Source organism: Candidatus Propionivibrio aalborgensis, assembly GCF_900089945.1.
GTDB classification, from domain to species: domain Bacteria; phylum Pseudomonadota; class Gammaproteobacteria; order Burkholderiales; family Rhodocyclaceae; genus Propionivibrio; species Propionivibrio aalborgensis.
On the sequence record NZ_FLQY01000100.1, the window covers coordinates 1 to 16981 of the forward strand.

At 56.7% G+C, this 16981-nt stretch carries 15 protein-coding genes and 3 tRNA genes; 13 read left to right on the forward strand and 5 right to left on the reverse strand.

Annotation, left to right across the window (positions count from 1 at the left end):
- Nucleotides 1-163: 163 nt before the first annotated feature.
- Nucleotides 164-1723 (forward strand): toll/interleukin-1 receptor domain-containing protein, encoded by a 1560-nt coding sequence (locus tag PROAA_RS06140; RefSeq protein WP_186410495.1) that lies wholly within the window; start codon nucleotides 164-166, stop codon nucleotides 1721-1723.
- A gap of 7 nt (nucleotides 1724-1730) precedes the next feature.
- On the opposite strand, the gene PROAA_RS06145 is transcribed toward PROAA_RS06140, so the two are convergent.
- Complete coding sequence (locus PROAA_RS06145) at nucleotides 1731-2825, reverse strand: mechanosensitive ion channel family protein (RefSeq protein ID WP_186410496.1); 1095 nt, start codon at nucleotides 2823-2825, stop codon at nucleotides 1731-1733.
- A 281-nt stretch (nucleotides 2826-3106) separates the two neighbouring features.
- Between PROAA_RS06145 and rpmB the strand changes: the two genes are divergently transcribed.
- The 9 genes from rpmB (at nucleotide 3107) to pnp (ending at nucleotide 12599) form a co-directional block, all read left to right on the forward strand.
- Nucleotides 3107-3340 carry a 50S ribosomal protein L28 gene (gene rpmB / locus PROAA_RS06150; protein WP_186410497.1) on the forward strand — a complete coding sequence of 78 codons (234 nt, stop codon included), beginning with the start codon at nucleotides 3107-3109 and terminating at the stop codon, nucleotides 3338-3340.
- A gap of 15 nt (nucleotides 3341-3355) precedes the next feature.
- Nucleotides 3356-3511 carry a 50S ribosomal protein L33 gene (gene rpmG / locus PROAA_RS06155; RefSeq protein ID WP_186410498.1) on the forward strand — a complete coding sequence of 52 codons (156 nt, stop codon included), beginning with the start codon at nucleotides 3356-3358 and terminating at the stop codon, nucleotides 3509-3511.
- A 353-nt stretch (nucleotides 3512-3864) separates the two neighbouring features.
- Entirely contained in the window at nucleotides 3865-4305 is a 441-nt protein-coding gene (rimP, locus tag PROAA_RS06160) for a ribosome maturation factor RimP (RefSeq protein WP_186410509.1), read from the forward strand.
- 29 nt (nucleotides 4306-4334) lie between these two features.
- Nucleotides 4335-5807, forward strand: a complete 1473-nt coding sequence (gene nusA / locus PROAA_RS06165; RefSeq protein WP_186410499.1) for a transcription termination factor NusA — start codon at nucleotides 4335-4337, stop codon at nucleotides 5805-5807.
- A 19-nt stretch (nucleotides 5808-5826) separates the two neighbouring features.
- Nucleotides 5827-8556 carry a translation initiation factor IF-2 gene (gene infB, locus PROAA_RS06170; protein ID WP_186410500.1) on the forward strand — a complete coding sequence of 910 codons (2730 nt, stop codon included), beginning with the start codon at nucleotides 5827-5829 and terminating at the stop codon, nucleotides 8554-8556.
- Complete coding sequence (gene rbfA / locus PROAA_RS06175; RefSeq protein ID WP_186410501.1) at nucleotides 8557-8973, forward strand: 30S ribosome-binding factor RbfA; 417 nt, start codon at nucleotides 8557-8559, stop codon at nucleotides 8971-8973.
- Nucleotides 8954-9859: a tRNA pseudouridine(55) synthase TruB gene (truB, locus tag PROAA_RS06180; protein WP_186410502.1), complete on the forward strand. Its 906-nt coding sequence runs from the start codon at nucleotides 8954-8956 to the stop codon at nucleotides 9857-9859. Before rbfA ends, truB begins: the two co-directional genes overlap by 20 nt.
- Before the next feature lie 172 nt (nucleotides 9860-10031).
- Complete coding sequence (rpsO, locus tag PROAA_RS06185; RefSeq protein ID WP_186410503.1) at nucleotides 10032-10301, forward strand: 30S ribosomal protein S15; 270 nt, start codon at nucleotides 10032-10034, stop codon at nucleotides 10299-10301.
- A gap of 180 nt (nucleotides 10302-10481) precedes the next feature.
- The gene (pnp, locus tag PROAA_RS06190) at nucleotides 10482-12599 is read left to right on the forward strand and encodes a polyribonucleotide nucleotidyltransferase (RefSeq protein WP_186410504.1); all 2118 of its coding nucleotides are present in this window, start codon (nucleotides 10482-10484) and stop codon (nucleotides 12597-12599) included.
- Nucleotides 12600-12678: 79 nt separating this feature from the next.
- Here the strand turns inward: pnp and dksA are convergent, their stop codons facing one another.
- The gene (gene dksA, locus PROAA_RS06195; RefSeq protein ID WP_186410505.1) at nucleotides 12679-13104 is read right to left on the reverse strand and encodes an RNA polymerase-binding protein DksA; all 426 of its coding nucleotides are present in this window, start codon (nucleotides 13102-13104) and stop codon (nucleotides 12679-12681) included.
- Between the two features lie 225 nt (nucleotides 13105-13329).
- Between dksA and PROAA_RS06200 the strand changes: the two genes are divergently transcribed.
- From PROAA_RS06200 to PROAA_RS06210, 3 genes are all read left to right on the forward strand, one after another.
- Nucleotides 13330-13406 (forward strand) — tRNA-Pro (locus PROAA_RS06200).
- A 61-nt stretch (nucleotides 13407-13467) separates the two neighbouring features.
- A tRNA-Arg gene (locus PROAA_RS06205) sits at nucleotides 13468-13544 on the forward strand.
- Between the two features lie 8 nt (nucleotides 13545-13552).
- A tRNA-His gene (locus PROAA_RS06210) sits at nucleotides 13553-13628 on the forward strand.
- Nucleotides 13629-13855: 227 nt separating this feature from the next.
- On the opposite strand, the gene PROAA_RS06215 is transcribed toward PROAA_RS06210, so the two are convergent.
- From PROAA_RS06215 to PROAA_RS06225, 3 genes are all read right to left on the reverse strand, one after another.
- Nucleotides 13856-15007, reverse strand: a complete 1152-nt coding sequence (locus PROAA_RS06215) for a phage major capsid protein (RefSeq protein ID WP_186410506.1) — start codon at nucleotides 15005-15007, stop codon at nucleotides 13856-13858.
- 11 nt (nucleotides 15008-15018) lie between these two features.
- The gene (locus PROAA_RS06220) at nucleotides 15019-15690 is read right to left on the reverse strand and encodes an HK97 family phage prohead protease (protein WP_186410507.1); all 672 of its coding nucleotides are present in this window, start codon (nucleotides 15688-15690) and stop codon (nucleotides 15019-15021) included.
- A gap of 738 nt (nucleotides 15691-16428) precedes the next feature.
- Nucleotides 16429-16872, reverse strand: a complete 444-nt coding sequence (locus PROAA_RS06225) for a hypothetical protein (RefSeq protein WP_186410508.1) — start codon at nucleotides 16870-16872, stop codon at nucleotides 16429-16431.
- Nucleotides 16873-16981 lie beyond the last annotated feature (109 nt).

The following is a 16981-nucleotide window of genomic DNA, read 5'->3' on the forward strand; positions in this document are numbered from 1 at the left end:
GTGGGCCGTGACAAACCCCTGATCTGGGACGGAACCGATGCCGACCGGCAACCTTCACTGGGCCAGCATCTGATGCAGGTTCGCGCCTGGCTGAGCGCGCAGGCCGGGGGCGACTGGGTTGCAGCGTGGTCGGCCTGGACGGTTGAAGTCACGCGCTGACGCGATGTTCGCGTCCATATTGCGCTACCGCTGGCTGCGGGAACTGCGGGCCCTCTGGCCGTGGGCCGTGGGGCTGCTACTGCTTGCCCTAGCAGGCCAGCTCGCGCTCACCTCGCCGCGCACCAGCGTCAATCTCGATTCGATCGGTTCTCTAAGAGCATTGCCCGGACAGGCGATTACGCTGAGTCACCCGGTCTCGGAAAGAGTCCTCGTTACTTACACTTCGGGCCGTGAAGGCGGCCTTGACCTGCGTTTCGAGCAGGCGCGTTTGGCGCCGGAAACACTGGAGCTTCTGCGTCGTGTGGGGATCATGGCGCCAGCCGTCGAAGCGCCAGCGAGCTGGATTACCCGTGCCGAACCGGGGATCGGAGCCGAAAGCATGTCAAGTTTCGAGGTGGCGGCGGTCGACTCTGGCAAGCTTCCCCGCACGTTGCTGCTGCGCGTTCTGGCCGGCGCCACCCCTCGCCAGGTGCGCTTGGAATTGCTTGCACGTGGCGCGCCGCTGGAAGTCACTCTTGCACTGCCGTGGACTGGCGATGCACACGCGCCGCGCAAGATGTTGCGGCTTGGCGAGACCGAGCTTTTGCTACCAGGAGCCCTGCCAATAAAGTTGCTGATTCCGCCGGAGGCAAGCATGCGGGCAATCATCAGTCTGCCGGACAAGCCGCAAGCCTCACAGTCTGCCGACCTTGAATTCGGAACCTTCACGGGTCGGGAAGGCGGCGGCCTGGCGGTGTCAGCACTCGGTATAGAGGCCGCTCCTGGCGCAGGATCCCTTCTCGCGTGTGGCGGCACGGCCGGGAGCCTGCTGTGGCGGGCTGCAGGGCGACTGGCCACTGGCGATTGTCCGGAAAGCGTCGGGCCGATCACCGTACGTTCGCTGCAGCTGCGGTCGGACATGGCTGATCTGACGGTGGGCGGCGACGCCTGGGTGCTCGAGGATGGACAGCCCCTGGGCGAAGATCTCCTTAGCCGCCTGCGCCAACAGCCGGTTTGGTGGGCGCTGCTCCTGCTCGTTGATGGATTGCTCCTTTTGTGGGCATTGCTTGCCATCGTGCCGGGGCCGCGCCGAATCACCGTGCGTGGCGTATTCATCAGCTACCGGCGAGCTGACAGCGGTCCCAGGGTAGGGCGGCTGCATGACCGGCTGGTGGCACGTCTTGGTGCCGAACGGGTGTTCCTCGATCTGGAGTCGATCCCGGCTGGAGAAGATTTCGATCGTTTCATCGCCGACAGTCTGTCCCGGGTCGATATCGTTCTGGCGGTGATCGGACCCCAATGGCTCGAGTTGCGAGATGAACATGGCCAACGCCGGCTGGATGCCGAAAGCGATCTGGTACGCCGCGAGATTGCGGCTGCACTGCTTGCCGGAGTAAGGGTGATCCCGGTGCTGGTTGGCGGGGCTCCGATGCCGACAGCCGATCAGTTGCCCAGCGACATTGCGGCTCTCGCCGGACGAAATGCCATGGCCATCGGCGATCTCAAGTTTCTGCGCGATGCCGACGATCTGATCGATCAATTCGAGTACGCCCCGGTGCATTCCACGGGGAATGGCACGCCCTGATATTGATTCATTTCAGCGGGGGTTCTTCCAGAGTTTGCTCGATGTGCAGCGTTTGTGTCGGGAAGGCGATCTCGGCACGATGACGGGCGATGATTCCGGCTATCCGCAGGAGAGCATCCTGTTTTATTTCGTGATAATGCACCCACTGGGTGGTATTGGTGAAGGTGTAGATAAAGAAGTTAAGCGACGAATCCGCGAATTTGTCAAAGTTGACGATGAGCGTCTGCTTGGCGTCGATCTCCGGGTGCTGCTCAAGCATGGCTCTTACATCCGCAACGATGGCAGCCATTTTGTCGATATCCGCGTAACGGATGCCGACGGTTTCCTTGATGCGGCGATGGCTCATGCGCGAAGGATTCTCGACCACGATGGTAGTGAACACGGCGTTCGGTACGTAAATCGGATTTTTGTTGAAGGCCCGAATGCGGGTGTGGCGCCAACTGATCACCTCGACGGTGCCTTCGATCTGTTTGTCGGGGGAGCGAATCCAGTCGCCGACGCTGAATGGACGGTCCAGATAGATCGTCAGACCACCAAAAAAGTTGGCGATGATGTCCTTCGCTGCGAAGCCGACGGCGATACCGCCGATACCGCCGGCCGCGAGAATACCGGCAACGCTGAATCCCAGCGTCTGCATGATGACCAGTGCCGCAGTAAGGACGACCGTCAGGCGGCCAAGCTTGGAGAATGCGTCGACGGTGGTCTTGTCGACTTCATCGCCCTCACGCACCTTTCGCGAAACGTAATGTGCGCTGGCGAGATGAATCATGCGGAACAGGAACCATGCAAAACAGGTCACCACGCCAACGTCTCGAAGCGGTGGGAACAGGTCGAACAACGGATCGTCGGCATGGCGGCGTACGATTCCAGCAGCGAAAGCAATGCCGACCACCCAGATTACGGCGGGTAACGGACGCCGAGCCGCGTGGAAAAGAATATCATTCCACGCATCTGTCGAATCCTTCGGTTTTCGAGTCGCCTTTCGCAGCAGCCAGTTGGCAAAAAAGTTCAGCGCCACCGTGGCGACGATCGCGATCAACGCTTTCGCCAGCCAGGGTTCCGCCAAAAAAGAAAAACCGAAACGTTCAGCGAGCTCTTTCATCGGAAATCTCCATGTATGCTCCTCCACGAGCGATGGCATTACATGTTAACCCGGCAAGTTGCAATCACGCATAGGTGAGCCGCTGACAACGGGCGACGCGACCCGCTCGACGTTTGACGCTGGTTGAAAGGGTCTGGCAGAAAAAGCACACGACCAGCATACGGCCGGGCAACGGCTTGACAGGAGCCTTGAGCGCGTCTGTCCAGAAATGACTTGAGGCAAGCCCTTGTTTTGAGCTAGAATCCTCGACCTTCATCCCAAGCACAACTGGAGCAACAATCATGGCGCGAGTCTGCCAAGTGACGGGCAAAGGCCCGATGGTCGGGAACAATGTATCCCATGCCAACAACCGAACCAAGCGCCGTTTCCTGCCGAACCTGCAGTATCGCCGCTTCTGGGTAGAGAGCGAAAACCACTGGGTGCGCCTGCGCGTCTCGAACGCCGGACTGCGCACCATCGACAAGAACGGTATCGACGTCGTGCTCGCTGATCTGCGTGCGCGCGGCGAACTCTGACCAGGAAGCCAGGCCATGCGCGAAAAAATCAAACTCGAATCGACCGCCGGCACCGGTCATTTCTACACCACGACCAAGAACAAGAAGACCATGCCGGAAAAGATGGAAATCAAGAAATACGATCCGAAGGCGCGCAAGCACGTGGCGTACAAGGAAATCAAGCTGAAGTAAGTCGACGGGGTATTCCCCGCAGCGAAACGAACTTCACCACGAACCTCGCCAATTGAGCGAGGTTTTTTTTCGCCAGATTATTCGGAATCCGTCGGAAATGCGTCCGTGAACGTATTGCAGAAACGCAATTCCTCAGGGTAGGGGAAGAAATCCTCAACGTATCAGACGAGCAGCAATACAGATGCCCGGAATCGTTACTTGCGCGCGCTTCCAAGGCGATGAAGCAGTCGCAAGAATATGATCTGCCGATTTACGGCGGCACAAATTGTCGTTATAATCCAACGGTTTTCCGCTCGCCCTCCAGGGGGCAATTTTTTCGGGGATGGGCTTTCGCCCATTTTTTATTTGTGGGAATGGATTTGCACGAACTTATCGATAAAACGGTGACCGGTCTCGGGTACGAGCTCGTAGACATCGAGCAAAGCCCACGAGGCCGGGTGTTGCGTCTCTTTATCGACAAACCGGATGGTGTCGATGTGGAGGATTGTGCGCTGGTCAGTAACCAGTTGTCCCGAGTACTGACTGTCGAGAACGTTGACTACGATCGTCTCGAAGTTTCTTCGCCGGGTCTGGACCGGGTGTTGAAGAAATTGGCGGATTTCGAGCGGTTTGTCGGTTCGCAGATTAATTTGAGGTTGCGGCTCCCGACGAAGAATGGTCAGCGCAATTTTAACGGCGTTTTGCAGAGCGTGCAGAACGGAATAATAAGCCTGACGACTGATACGGGCGATATGGAGCTGAATCTTGGCAACATCGACAAGGCTCGGCTGGTTCCAAAGTTCGACCATAGATGATCAGGCTGGATTAGGGGGATGGTGAGATTATGAGCCGCGAAATTTTGCTGCTGGTGGATGTGCTGGCGCGCGAGAAGAACGTGACCAAGGACATTGTCTTCGGTGCGCTGGAATTGGCGCTTGCGTCGGCTACCAAAAAGCGCGTTCATGACGAGGCGGACGTCCGTGTCGTAGTTGACCGCGAAACCGGTGATTTCGAGACTTATCGCCGCTGGGAAATCGTGGCCGACTCGGATTTCATTTACGAGGCTTACCATATCCCTCTCTCCGAAGCCCAGAAGCAGGATCCCGAAGTCGAGATCGGCGATTACCTCGAAGAGTTTCTGGAGCCGATCGATTTCGGTCGGATTGGCGCGCAGGCGGCCAAGCAGGTAATACTGCAAAAAATACGCGATGCCGAACGCGATCAGATTCTCAACGATTTCCTTGAGCGCAAGGAGCATCTCGTTACCGGAACCATCAAGCGTATGGAACGCGGCAATGCAATTATAGAAGCGGGAAAGATAGAGGCCGTGTTGCCCCGTGATCAAATGATTCCACGTGAGAATCTGCGCATCGGTGATCGTGTCAAGGCTTACCTGTTGCGCATTGATCGCGCCGCCCGTGGCCCGCAACTCATACTTTCGCGTACCGCCCCGGAGTTCATCATCAAGCTGTTCGAGCTTGAAGTTCCCGAGGTCGATGACGGCCTGCTGGAGATCAAAGCGGCCGCCCGTGATGCCGGTATGCGCGCCAAGATCGCCGTCAAGTCCAACGATCAGCGTGTCGATCCGATCGGCACCTGTGTGGGTATGCGCGGTATGCGCGTTACCGCGGTGACCAATGAATTGGCGGGTGAGCGGGTCGATATCGTGCTCTGGTCGGCTGATCCGGCGCAGTTCGTCGTCGGCGCACTGGCGCCTGCCGAGGTGCAGTCGGTCGTTGTTGACGAGGACCGGCACAGCATGGATGTCGTTGTCGATGAAGATAACCTGGCGATCGCCATCGGGCGTGGTGGTCAGAACGTTCGCCTGGCGTCGGAAATGACTGGTTGGGCGATCAATCTGATGACAGAGGAAGAGTCGAAAACACGCGTCGAGGCCGAATCTGCGGCCATTCGCGTGCTGTTCATGGAAAAGCTTGACGTCGATGAAGAAGTGGCCAATATCCTGATCAACGAAGGTATATCGACGCTTGAGGAGGTTGCGTACATTCCCCTGCATGAAATGCTCGAGATCGAAGCATTTGATGAAGCCACGGTTCAGGAACTGCGCGATCGTGCGCGGAACGTGTTGTTGACCGAGGCCATCGTTACCGAAGAGCAGATCGGCGATGTGGCCGAAGACATGCTCGCCCTCGAGGGGATGGACAAGTCACTGGCCGGCAAATTGGCGAGTCAGGGCATCAAGACACGTGACGACCTGGCGGATCTGGCTGTCGACGAGCTCACAGAAATGACCGGTATCGATGCTGATCGTGCCAAACAACTGATTACCACGGCGCGCGCGCACTGGTTTGAGTAAGTAGAAAAGAGGATTCCACATGGCGCAAATAAATGTATCCCAATTTGCCACCGACCTGAAGATGCCGGCAGGTGCGCTGCTCGAGCAGTTGCAAAAAGCCGGCGTCGCCAAGAACAATGCCGATGACCTGCTTTCCGAGCAGGATAAGTCAAGGCTGCTGGAGTATCTGCGTCGCTCACACGGTGAGGGCGGAGCCAAGACCAAGATCACCCTGACACGCAAGGAGACCAGCGAGATTCGATCGCAGGATTCCCGCGGTAAATCGCACATGGTTCAAGTTGAAGTCCGCAAGAAGCGGGTTCTCGTCAAACGCGATGCTCCGGAGAACCGTGCTGAGATTCAGCCGGAAATACATGCCGAAGCTCCCGCTGTCGAACCGCAGGCGCCGATTGCTGCTCCAGAACCGGTCGTTGAAATTGCAGTCGAACCGGTCGTTGAACCGGCCGTCGATTTGGCTGATGATGCAGCACCCCAGGAGAGTGCTGCGCCTGAAATTGTCCCGGACGGTGACTCCAAAGCCGCCGCCGGCACCAAGAAGGTAGTGACTCGCGCATCGATCATTGGTGAAGAACAGCAGCGACTTCGTGCCGAAGAGGATCGTCGCAATTCCGAATTGCGAGCACGTCAGGAGGCGGAGTACCTGGAGAAGCAGCAGCGGGTTGACGATCTGGTGCGTCTGAAGCTTGAGGCCGAAGAGAAGGCGGTCGCCGCCCGCGCCGCTGAAGCAGCAAAAAAGCTTGCAGCCCAGACTGCGAGCGACAAACCTGCCGAAGACAAGACCCTGCACAAACCGCCCGCCAAACCCGGCTCAGCTGATAAGAAAGCAGCTGACAAGCGGGGGCAGTGGAAGAACGAGGGGGCCAACAAGCGCCATGGGCTGAGGACGCGTGGTGCTATTGGAGGCACGGGCTGGCGCGACAACAAGCATGGAAAACGCAGCACTCGCGGCGCGGAGACCGACGAGGCGCATTCCTTCCAGGCGCCTACCGAAGCGGTCGTCCACGAGGTGCACGTTCCGGAAACGATCTCGGTTTCCGATCTGGCACACAAGATGACAGTCAAGGCCACTGAAGTGATCAAGACTCTGATGAAGATGGGTTCGATGGTAACGATCAACCAGGTTCTGGATCAGGAAACCGCAATGATTATTGTGGAGGAAATGGGTCACAAGGCCTTTGCAGCCAAGCTCGACGATCCGGACGCCTTCATTGACGACGAGGCTCACAAGGATGCGCCTCAGGAACCGCGAGCCCCGGTTGTAACCGTCATGGGCCACGTTGATCATGGCAAGACGTCATTGCTTGATTACATACGACGTACGCGGGTGGCTTCCGGCGAAGCAGGCGGCATTACACAACATATCGGCGCCTATCATGTTGAAACCGATCGCGGCATGGTGACCTTCCTTGATACACCGGGGCACGAAGCCTTTACAGCGATGCGTGCACGCGGTGCGAAAGCGACTGACCTGGTTATCCTGGTTGTTGCTGCGGACGATGGTGTGATGCCGCAAACAAAAGAAGCAATTCATCACGCCAAAGCGGCGGGAGTTCCACTCATTGTCGCGGTGAACAAAATTGACAAGGCCGAAGCCAACCCTGAGCGTGTCAAGCAGGAGCTGGTTGCCGAACAGGTTGTTCCGGAAGATTACGGCGGTGACGCTCCGTTCATTTCAGTCTCCGCCAAGACCGGCGTGGGAATCGACGAGCTGCTCGAAAATGTGCTGCTGCAGGCCGAAGTGCTCGAGCTGAAGGCACCTGTCGATGCCCCGGCGAAAGGCCTGATTATTGAAGCGCGCCTTGACAAGGGGCGTGGTCCGGTGGCGACCATGCTGGTCCAGTCCGGAACGCTTCGCCAAGGTGACGTTCTGCTGGCCGGCGAGGTTTTTGGCCGTATCCGCGCGATGCTTGATGAAAACGGCAAATCGATAAAGGAAGCCGGGCCGTCGATTCCTGTCGAGATTCTCGGACTCTCGGATGTTCCTGCTGCGGGGCAGGAGGCCGTTGTCCTGGGTGACGAGCGCAAAGCACGTGAAATAGCGCTTTTCCGGCAGGGCAAGTTCCGTGATGTCAAACTGGCCAAGAAGCAGGCTGCCAATCTCGAAACCATCCTCGATCAGATGACGGAAGCTGAAGTCAAAATGCTGCCACTCATCGTCAAGGCCGATGTGCAGGGCTCGCAGGAAGCGCTTGTCCAGTCCTTGCAAAAGCTTTCGACCGACGAAGTCAAGGTGAATATCATTCACGGCGCTGTGGGTGCAATTAGCGAGTCCGATGTGCATCTCGCTCAGGCGTCAAAGGCAGTTATCATCGGTTTCAATACGCGTGCCGATGCCGGTGCACGCAAGGCGGCCGAGAGTGTAGGTGTCGATATTCGCTACTACAACATAATTTACGATGCCGTAGATGAGGTCAAGGCTGCGCTTTCCGGTATGCTCTCTCCCGAGAGAAGGGAAGAAATCTCCGGTTTGGTCGAGATACGCCAGGTTTTCCGCGCCACCAAGATCGGCACGATCGCCGGCTGTTATGTGCTCGAAGGCGTCGTCAGGCGTACTTCGCGCGCGCGACTGCTGCGCGACCATATTGTTATCTGGGATGGCGAGTTCGAGTCGCTCAAGCGCTTCAAGGATGACGTCAAGGAAGTCCGTTCTGGCTTTGAATGTGGTTTGTCGCTGAAAAATTTCAACGACTACCAGGAAGGCGATCAACTGGAAGTGTACGACGTGACGGAAATCGCCCGGACACTGTAAGTGACAGCGGCCAACAGGGGTTTCTCACGCAAGGATCGTGTTTCCGAACAGCTCCGCCGGGAGCTGGCTGACGTAATTGTCACTGAACTCAAAGATCCGCGAGTTGGCATGATCAGCATCACCGACGTTGAGGTGACGGCGGATTATGCGCACGCCAAGATTTATTTCAGTACCCTGGCGGGACGTGAACAACTGGATGCTGTCCTGAACGGTCTGCAGAATGCCTCAGGCTTTCTGCGCCGCGAGTTGGGTAAACGCATCAGCATTCACATGACGCCGCAATTGCATTTCGTGTTCGATCAATCGCTCGAACGGGGAGCCGATCTCACGAAGTTGATCCAGGAGGCCGTGGCAATTTCCGAGTTGTCCGATCCAACCCCGATCACTGATTCCGGCGATGAACAAGACCAGACGTAGTTGGCAGCGTGTCGATGGCGTGCTTTTGCTCAACAAACCGAGTGGTATGACATCCAACTCGGCGTTGCAGAGTGCACGCCGTCAGTTTTCTGCGGCCAAGGCGGGGCATACCGGTACGCTTGACCCTCTGGCAAGTGGACTGTTGCCCTTGTGTTTTGGCGAAGCGACAAAATTCTCGGCCGATCTGCTTGAAGCCGACAAGACCTATGAAGCTGAGCTCCTGTTTGGTGTGACAACTGATACGGGCGACGCTGAGGGGGTTGTCCTGCAGCAACGACCGATTGAGTTCGGGCGGTGTGATCTGGAAGCCGCCTTGACGCGCTTCCGTGGCCGGATCAGTCAGGTTCCACCCATGTATTCGGCACTCAAGCGCAACGGAACGCCCCTCTACCAGCTGGCCAGGCAAGGCATTGAGGTTGAGCGGAAGGCCCGGGAGGTAACGATTGACGAATTGCGGCTACTCGATTTCTCGGGCAATGCCTGTCGTTTGCATGTCTCTTGCAGCAAGGGCACTTACATTCGCACTTTGGCCGAGGACATCGGCAACGCACTCACTTGTGGCGCCCATTTGACGGCATTGCGTCGGGTTGCCATTGGGCCTCTGAGTATTTCCGACGCCGTAACCCTGGATCAGTTGAGTCTGTTATCAGAAGATGATCGTGCGAGTTGGCTGCTGGCACCGGATACGCTGCTGCAAAGCTTGCCGGATGTCCATCTGGACGATGAAGCCGCGCTGCGTTTTTCTCACGGGAACCCCGTCAACATTGCCGGCAACATCAAAGTGGCTCAGGGAAAATGCCGGGTTTATGGCGCGACACGCTTGCTCGGCCTGGGCGAGGCCGACGGCCTGGGCGGGGTGAAACCGCGCCGTCTGGTATGTGCCTGATAGTGGCAATCGGTTCTGTTTCGCTTATTGCCTCGATCTTGCGTGCTTGCCCGTATGCCGTCGAACAGACTATAATCCTCAGCTCGCTTCGCCGAGCGAGTAACACATTCCTTAACTGGCATTTGCTCTATCAAACTGGGGCGGTGTCGCAATTCACGAAAGAGAGTTTGAAATGGCGATCAATGTAGCGCAAAAAGCGCAAATCATGAGTGATTATCAGCGTGCCGCAGGCGACACCGGTTCCTCCGAAGTCCAAGTGGCACTGCTCACCGCACGCATCAACGACCTGACCGGTCACTTCAAAGAGCATGTCAAGGATCATCACTCCCGTCGCGGTCTGTTGCGCATGGTGAGTCGTCGACGCAAGTTGCTGGACTACCTGAAGGGCACGAATGTTGATTCCTATCGTGCCCTGATTCAGCGTCTCGGCCTGCGTAAATAAGCCTGCCTGCCGAACCGCTGTGCGGTTGGGGGTGCAGATCATTTGTTGGGATGACAGCGGCCAGCCCTTTGCGGGCGATGCCGCTGTTGTTGTTTCTGCAGCATTTCGCCATGTTGGCTCAATGTTGAATTGCGTTCCGGTGTCGTGGGTGCGCGCGTTGGTCTATTGAGAGAGGAAATAATGTTTACTATCGCCAGGAAATCTTTTACGTATGGTGCTCACCAGGTGACACTCGAAACCGGTGAGATAGCGCGTCAGGCCGGTGCGGCCATCATGGTGACGGTTGATGATACCGTCGTTCTGGTCTCGGTGGTTGGCAACAAGTCGGTCAAGCCAGGGCAGGATTTTTTCCCGCTGACTGTTGATTACATTGAAAAGACCTATGCGGCTGGCCGGATTCCCGGTGGTTTCTTCAAGCGCGAAGGCCGCCCGTCGGAAAAGGAAACACTAACCTCGCGTCTGATCGATCGTCCGCTGCGTCCGCTCTTCCCGGAAGGTTTCTATAACGAAGTGCAGGTTGTTGCGATGGTGGTCTCGCTCAACCCCGAGATTGACCCGGATATCCCGGCCATTATCGGTGCTTCTGCGGCCATGGCTGTATCGGGCATCCCCTTTGATGGTCCGATCGGTGCCGCTCGTGTCGGGTATATCGATGGCCAATATGTGCTCAATCCGTCGCTGACACAACTCAAGAGCAGCCAGCTCAACCTCGTCGTTGCCGGTACTCAGTCGGCGGTGTTGATGGTTGAATCGGAGGCCGACGTGTTGCCCGAGGATGTCATGCTCGGTGCTGTCGTCTTTGGCCACGAGCAAATGCAGGTTGTCATCAACGCCATCAACGAGTTGGTCGACGAAGCCGGCAAGCCGGAATGGAACTGGGCGCCTGCCGCCAAGAATGAAGTGCTGGTCGGCAAACTCAATGATCTGGTCGAAGCCGATCTGCAGGAAGCTTTCCGCATTACCAGCAAACAGCAGCGTACGCATCGCATTCATGAGATTTCCGAGAAGGCAGTTGCCGTGCTAACGGCTAGTGGCGACGCTCCGGATGCCAACACCGTCAAGAACCTGTTCTTCGACGTTGAGGCAAAGATAGTGCGTGGCCGCATTCTTGCTGGCGAACCCCGTATCGACGGTCGTGATACGCGCACGGTTAGGCCGATTGTCATACGTTCGAGCGTCCTACCTCGTACGCACGGTTCGGCCCTTTTCACGCGTGGCGAAACACAGGCACTGGTTGTGGCAACGCTGGGTACAGGCCGTGATGAACAGATCATTGATGCTCTTGCCGGTGAGTTCCGTGATCGCTTCATGCTTCATTACAACTTTCCTCCCTATGCTACGGGCGAATGTGGCCGCGTAGGTACACCCAAGCGTCGTGAAATCGGCCATGGTCGTCTGGCCAAGCGGGCGATGATTGCCGTACTGCCGAATGCGGAAGATTTTTCCTACACCATGCGTGTCGTCTCCGAAATTACCGAATCCAACGGGTCCAGCTCAATGGCATCGGTTTGCGGTTCATCGCTGGCATTGATGGATGCCGGTGTGCCACTCAAAGCGCACGTTGCTGGTATTGCTATGGGCCTGATCAAGGATGGCAACCGTTTCGCCGTTCTGACCGATATTCTCGGCGATGAGGATCACCTCGGCGATATGGACTTCAAGGTTGCCGGTACCGATACCGGGATTACCGCCCTGCAAATGGACATCAAGATTCAGGGCATCACCAAGGAAATCATGCATGTTGCACTGGCGCAGGCCAAAGAGGCTCGCTTGCATATCCTTGGCCAGATGCAGAGCTCAGTCTCCGGCCATCGCGAAGAAGTGTCGACGTACGCGCCGCGCCTCTACACGATGAAGATCAACCCCGAGAAGATTCGCGATGTGATCGGCAAGGGTGGCGCAGTCATTCGCGCGATCACCGAAGAAACCGGCACCACGATCGACATCAAGGAAGATGGTTCGATAACCATAGCTTCGATCAGCGGTGAAGCAGCCAATGCGGCCAAATCACGTATCGAAGCGATTACTGCCGATGTTGAAGTGGGCAAGGTCTACGAAGGCACCGTACTCAAGCTGCTCGACTTTGGTGCCATCGTCAGTATTTTGCCCGGTCGCGATGGCCTGCTGCACATTTCCCAGATCGCCAACGAGCGTGTCAATGCCGTCGTCGATTACCTCAAGGAAGGTCAGAAAGTCCGCGTCAAGGTGCTTGAGGCGGACGAAAAGGGGCGTGTGCGTCTGTCGATGAAGGCGCTAACTGCTGAAGAAGGCGGAGTGGCTAGCGCTGCCGCGCAATAGCCCATAGAAAACTTGGCTGCGCAAAAGAAAAGGACGCTTCGGCGTCCTTTTTACATGTTCATGCCGTTGTGACTACAGGCTATTTGGCGATCTGTCTTTCGCGGACTTCCTCAAGCGTTTTGCAGTCGATGCATAAAGTAGCGGTCGGACGTGCCTCAAGGCGCTTGATGCCGATTTCGACGCCGCAACCGTTGCAGTAGCCATAGTCACCACTCTCGATGTGATCGATCGTCTCTTCAATCTTCTTGATCAGCTTGCGTTCGCGGTCACGATTGCGAAGCTCGATCGCGATGTCGGTTTCCTGACTTGCGCGGTCATTGGGATCAGCGAAAACAGTTGCCTCATCCTGCATGGTGTGAACCGTACGCTCAATGTCGTCCATCAGTTCGGCCTTGAGCGTTTCGAGGATGGTTCGGAAATGAGCCAATTGTCTTTTGCTCATGTATTCCTCACCCTTTTTGGCTACATAAGGGGCGAAATGTTTATGGCTTATATCTTCAGGCATGTTCAGAAACCGTCCAGTCGTTTTGCAAAAAGGCGATTAGATATCAGAAATCGCCAAACGCTGCAAGCTATCCACAAAATGCCGGGAGCTCGCACTACATCGATCAGGGGGATTGTATCGTACCCAGCGCGCTGTGCTACAACTGTGGCAGGTTTTTGTGCCTCTACTTAATCAGTGATTGGCGATTGACCTTAAAAGGGGCAATCTGTAGAATGCGCGCTTCTTCGGGGCGTAGCGCAGCCTGGTAGCGCATCTGCTTTGGGAGCAGAGGGTCGTGAGTTCGAATCCCACCGCCCCGACCAGGATTCGGAGTATCAACCAGCAGTACTGGAAGGAAAGATCATCCCGAACGTTTCGCGATTCGCGCCCGTAGCTCAACCGGATAGAGCACCGGCCTTCTAAGCCGGGGGTTGTGAGTTCGAGTCTCGCCGGGCGCGCCAGAACAATGGCGGTGTTAGCTCAGTTGGTAGAGCATTGGATTGTGATTCCAAGGGTCACCGGTTCAAGCCCGGTACATCGCCCCAAAAAATCAATCACTTAGTCTTTATGATGGGCTAAGTGATTGAGTGAAGTAAACGCCAAGTAAACTAGACCGGCATATTTGCCGGTCTTTTTTCTTCTGTTAACCATCTAGCAGTCGTCGGATAGTGAGGTTGGGCGCCGCACGTTCGAATCGGAAACAGGCGGGCCCGGCACAAAAAAACGCCACAGACCGAAGTCCGTGGCGTTCTGTTTTACTGCCTCGAAATGACTAGGCCGGCGTAATCAGACGCGCCGCACCAACCGCGCGGAACGTCGGAACAACACGCAGTTCACCCAGGATCGTGCGCACGTTCTTGGTGAAGTCATCGGCGTCCGTGCCGATCTCAACATTCAAATCCTCAACGACCAGTAATTCGATCTGCGATGAATCGACGACCAAGACCTTGCCCGCTGTGACTGTTGGCGACAGCACCACCTTCATGCCGCGTAGCAGCTCGGGCAACGGCGCCAGATAAGCGCCGCTCAGGTATTCGCCTGAACCGGTTGCTTTGGCCGTTGTAATCGCCAGCCAGTCGGCCGGCCTCATCACCACCGTATCGGGAACGAATCCAGCCTCCTGCATCGTCGCCACGGCCTCAGAGGCGGCGTCAGCCAGTCCGTCATAGACCAGGCTGGTGTAGGCCGTCGCCAGCGTCAGCAGACCGCCCCAGGCGCCCGAGTTCAGCTCGCTGTCCAGGGCTTTGGCAATCGACCTGCGCAGCGTCACATCAATGGCGCGTTGCAGCTCCTGCTGATCGTTCAATGCCTGCTTGGAAATCTTGCTGTAACCGGCGATGGTCAGGGCGGTTTGTGAAACCAGGGTGAAGGTCGGTCTCACAGCTGCCTTGGCAGCACCTTCAGATGATTGCAAGGCCGCTGCACCCTCCAGGCCTGTATATCGTGAATACTCAATGGCTGAGGTTGCGCCGATGTAGCGCACAGGGAAGGCGTTGTGGACGCCAATGGCCATCGGCCCGGGCGATCCAACACCGGCAGACTGCACCGTTCGCGCAACGGCTGTCGTCAGAGGATCACCGGCCGCTTTGATCTCAAAGCGGATTTTGTCCACCTTCGCCATGATCTCGGAATTGGCGCGGATTTCTTTCCACACTTTCGCGCCCATTGAATCACGGCTGCCAGGGGTTCCGTAGTCGTCGTGCCTCCAGTCTGAGATGGACGGTCCTTTCCGCTCGATTTGAAGCAGTTGGTCGGCAAATTCGCGTTGCTTGGCGCGGATATTTTCAAGCTCGCCCTTGGTATAGGTGGCTATCTGATCGACGCCATCGGTCTTTTTCTCGATGCTTAAAAGGCGGGCGATAACGGTTGATTTAAAGCCATCAATGGATTGTATGGCTTGTTGTGCTCCAAATTCCATAGTCATGATTGTTGCTCCTATTGGTTTAGTTGAATCTCGAGCGCAGCCACCGAAAAAAGGGCCGCGATAGTTGTCAGTTCGTCAGAAGCATCGTCTCGATGCTGTAGGGCGGACCATCCGGCTGAGGCAACCCGTTTCGCCTCACGCACGGAAAGGCCGCATGCGTCGCGCAACGCGGCCTCGAATTCACGAATATTTACGGGTTTTGATAGTGCAGATTTGACGCCAGTGACACGCGCAAACGAATTTGCAGGCATCGCCACGGGGGAAATTTCGAGCAGGTCGACACCCTTCAGGATGCGGGTCGATCCTTGGTAGCGTGCACCATCGGGTTGTACGCGGAAGCCCACAGACAAGCCTAGCGCGCCGTCATTCATCAGGGCATAGGCTTCTGCCCCGCGCTTGGTGCCGATGGTCAGCTTGCCCTCCACAGCCAGGCCGTGGCTATCTTCTTTCAGGGTAATCCAGCGCCCGATGGGTTCATCGGGTTGATGCGCCCAAAGCATCGCCGGGAGACTTCCCTTTTGGCGATGTTCAGCCAGGCTGGCAAGAAAAGCGCCAGGCGCGATGATGTCGCCGTAGCTGTCGGGGATCCCGCCAAAGGTCGAGGCGTAACCGGCAAAAGTGCCCGTTGCCTCTGATCCGGCAAGTTTGAATTCGTAGCAGGGGGAAAAGCGGTTTTCAGTCATGCGATAAGCTCCAAGCAAGAGGATCGGTGCTCCAAAGATGGAGCGCTTCGACCTTCCGTCGGTGCATCTCGCACGAGGTAGGATTCATGGGCGCGTCTCGCAACCCATATGAGTATTATGACGATTGTCGTTGAGTGTGTCAAATTCTGGATGGTCAAGGGGCTTTCTCCTTCCTAAAACATCTGCATAAAAAAAATTACAAAACTTGCGCGTGAAAAAATCTATCTATGCGTCCGGTACTCGCGGATCGATCGCTTTGACTTTTGACCCGCCCCCAGGGAGGGAAGCCTTTGATCTTGTCTCCCATGTCTACTTCCTTTTTGGGGGAGGTCGTTTGTGCAAATCACAATGCACACGAGCGAACGCTTTTGAGGCGACGACGGTCCCGATTGCTGCCGATGTCGTTATCTGGAAAGACGCGCCGCATTCACGGCACATCGCGCGCCAGGTAGCGAGGCGCCCCGCGCTTCCGTCTTTCCGCTGGTACTCGGTATGACTCAGGTACTCGAACACGCGGTCGTTATGCACGGCGTAAAGTTTCATTCGGCTACCCGCTTCCTTTCTCTGGAATATTCCGCACCGGCTTTGGCCGGCCGGAAATTCCAGAGCAGATGGTTAACTCTATATACGCACCGTCTGGCGGTATAAGAGAGGTGGGCAAAAAGGGTCGGATAGCACCGTCAGACGGTATAAGCGGCGCCGTCTCTATACCGTCTGACGGTGCTATCAGTCGGCCCTCTATACCGTCTGACGGTATAAGGCGCTTGTTTTTGGAACAGGCGGTAGAGGGGTGTGTTTCGCATACGCGCTGCGCTGAAACTGTTCGCGTTTTATGTCCATCTCGGGCACCCAGTCGAGCGAATCCCATGTAATCGCGTACCACGTCGCACGGTTCGGCCGCGCGCCTTTCCTTGTTTCCATGATCAGGCCGCTGGATTCCAGCTCCCGGCGGGCGCGCAGCAGTGTATCGTTTGACTTCCATCCCCGTGGTGCCATGTACTTGCTGCACGCGACCAATCGGCCGTTGTTCTTCCCGTTTAGTTGTCGGGCAATGTCGAGCAGCAAACGTACGGCAGGCCCAGACAATCGGATGAACGCGATGGAGTCCAGCACGATGTGAGGGAGCGCCACAAAGCAAATGCCATCGCGGCTTGTGTAGCGCTTTTTCTTCGAGGTGGCCATTCATCGCCCGCCTCTATGCCATGATTTTCGCGGCCGGCATTCGGAACCAGATTGAGTCCCTAAACTGCTGTAAATCGGGTGGGGGGTAGCCACCGCTTCGATTCGGTAA